Genomic DNA, 2,230 nt, shown 5'->3' with positions numbered 1-2,230 from the left:
CTTACAGTTGTGTGCACTCCCACAGCCGGCGCCGGGCCGCCGGCGGGCGGCCGGGCGAGGCGGTCGCGAACCGCCGGGACGGGCCGCCGGGCGGTGGCGAGCCGCTCGGCCAGCAGACGCGTGAAGTCCACCGGGTCGTGGTCGTCGAACTCCCGCTCCAGCTCGACGGCGTGCGCGAGCAGCAGCTCCGTGACCCTCATGTCCGCGCCCCGCCCTCGTCCGGGTGTTCCAGCAGGTACTCCAGGTGGCGCCGCCCGAGGCTGTAGTACGTGCGGGCCGTGGTGTGCGCGATGCCGAGGGACCCTCCGATGTCGTGGTACGACAGCCCGGCCTGGCGCAGCCGGACCACGTCGGCCTGGACCGGCGCGGCCCGCGCGAGTTCCTCCATGGCCCAGTCCAGGGCGTCCAGCTCGGCGAGCTCGTTCAGCTCGTCCTGGCTGGTGTCGGGACGGCGCTGGGCGATGACCCGCAGTCGCTTGCGCTCGGCCCGGCGGCGTTCGCGCAGCACGTCCACCACCGCGTCCTTGACGACCTTGAAGGCGAAGGCCTGCGGATCGGGGCTGGCCAGAGCACGGCGCCAGTTCTTGTAGAGCGTGGTGCCGGCGTTCTGGACGGCGTCCTGGGCGTCCTCGCGGTGGTGCAGGCGCTGCTGGGCGTAGCGGAGGTAGCCGGAGTTCTCTCGGGTGAAGAAGGCCTCGAAGTCGTTCGGCAGGTCGGCGAGCGGATCGGCTCGCAGGCCCCGCTCCTCGCCCGGCCCGGGAGTGCTCACGCGGGCCCCCCTTTCGTCGGTCAGCTGGCCGGCCCGCCCGGTGGCACGCCGACGGCCCCTTGAGGGCTCGTGGTGTAACCGTCCGGGAGGTCGCCGATGTCGACCGGATCGGGCCGACAATTGCCGAACGTTTCCGTTCGCTTTTGACCAGCGCCGCTGACCTGCCGCTTCACCTGCACGGCCTCGACCCCGAGCATCAAAACGTGACCCACATCACACCCGAAGAGAGGGCGGCTTGACAAACCCCACCACGCTGCTCCCGCCACTCCGGACACCCCCGGGCCCGCCGGGACGCGCCACGCCCTACGGCGCCGGTTCCACCTCGGCCGCGTCCAGCGCGGCGGTCACCCGGTCCAGCAGCCCGCGCAGCGCGGCCAGATCCTCGACCGGCAACCGAGTCGCCGCCAGCAGCCGACGCGGAACCTGGCCGGCCCGCTCGCGCAGCGCCGCCCCGTCGGACGTCAGGCGGACGGTGACCGACCGCTCATCCTCCGGACTCCGCTCACGGCGCACCAGTCCGGCCGCCTCCAGTCGCTTGAGCAGCGGGGAGAGCGTCCCGGAGTCCAGCCGCAGCCGCTCGCCGATCCGCTTGACGGGCAGTTCGCCCTCCTCCCACAGCACCAGCATGACCAGGTACTGCGGATAGGTGAGCCCGAGATCCCGCAGCAGCACCCGGTACACGCCGCCGAAGGCGCGGGAGGCCGCGTTGAGTGAGAAGCAGATCTGCTGGTCGAGGCGGAGCAGCTCCTCGTCCGCCATGCCGGGGTGGGTGGTCATGCACCCATGGTACCGATCACCATCGCACCATTGAGTTGTGCGCAATTGAATTGCGTGCTCTACTTATCCCAGCGCAGCGGCGACCGAGTGACCGCCGCCGAGCACGCCGGACCGGCAACCGCCCGGTCCGGCCGCAGGAACACCCAGGACCCGAAGGGGAAGCCACCATGGACGCGCTCTACACCGCAGCCGCCACCGCCAACGGCCGGGAGGGCCGCGCCGTCAGCTCCGACGGCCGGCTGGACCTCGCGCTGGCCATGCCGCCCGCGCTCGGCGGCAGCGGTCAGGGCACCAACCCGGAACAGCTCTTCGCCGCCGGCTACGCCGCCTGCTTCGCCAGCGCCCTCGGCCTGGTCGGCCGGCAGGCCCGGGTGGACACCAGCGAGGTCTCGGTGACCGCCGAGGTCTCCATCGGCAAGGACGGGGCCGGCTTCGCCCTCGCCGTCGTCCTGCGCGTGGAGCTGCCCGAGGCGCTCGCGGGCGAGACCGGTGAGCTGCTGGTCAAGCAGGCGCACGAGGTCTGCCCGTACTCCCGCGCCACCCGGGGCAACATCCCGGTCGAGCTGGTCGTCGAGTAGGCACCCCGCCGACGGGCCGGGCCCGCCGCGGGCGAACCGCGGCGGGCCCGGCCCGTCACCCCGGTGTCAGTCGCCACCCGGCCCGTTCGCCGAACGCAGCGTGTCC

The 2,230-nt window shown here is 72.9% G+C and carries 3 protein-coding genes and 1 pseudogene; 1 reads left to right on the top strand and 3 read right to left on the bottom strand.

The features are described 5' to 3' along the window. The 3 genes and pseudogenes from AB0E96_RS40500 to AB0E96_RS40490 form a co-directional block, all read right to left on the bottom strand. Window positions 1–200, bottom strand: a pseudogene (locus AB0E96_RS40500) (hypothetical protein); the annotation flags it as partial. Then, complete coding sequence (locus AB0E96_RS40495; protein WP_359831778.1) at window positions 197–769, bottom strand: sigma-70 family RNA polymerase sigma factor; 573 nt, start codon at window positions 767–769, stop codon at window positions 197–199. The pseudogene AB0E96_RS40500 and the gene AB0E96_RS40495, both read right to left, overlap by 4 nt. Before the next feature lie 303 nt (window positions 770–1,072). Then, window positions 1,073–1,546, bottom strand: coding sequence for a MarR family transcriptional regulator (locus AB0E96_RS40490; protein WP_359831776.1), 474 nt, complete (start codon window positions 1,544–1,546; stop codon window positions 1,073–1,075). Between the two features lie 167 nt (window positions 1,547–1,713). On the opposite strand from AB0E96_RS40490, the gene AB0E96_RS40485 reads away from it, so the two are divergent. After that, a complete protein-coding gene (locus tag AB0E96_RS40485; RefSeq protein WP_359831774.1) occupies window positions 1,714–2,124 on the top strand; it encodes an organic hydroperoxide resistance protein in 411 nt (136 codons plus the stop codon). The last annotated feature ends 106 nt before the right edge of the window (window positions 2,125–2,230 follow it).

Source organism: Kitasatospora sp. NPDC036755, from assembly GCF_040636595.1.
Lineage (GTDB): Bacteria > Actinomycetota > Actinomycetes > Streptomycetales > Streptomycetaceae > Kitasatospora.
The sequence above is the reverse complement of the archived record's forward strand: the minus strand, read 5'-3'. Positions and strand labels throughout refer to the sequence as shown.

Coding starts and splice junctions, on each gene's coding strand:
- AB0E96_RS40490 (WP_359831776.1), bottom strand. CDS start 1,546: ATGACCACCCACCCCGGCATGGCGGACGAGGAGCTGCTCCGCCTCGAC.
- AB0E96_RS40485 (WP_359831774.1), top strand. CDS start 1,714: ATGGACGCGCTCTACACCGCAGCCGCCACCGCCAACGGCCGGGAGGGC.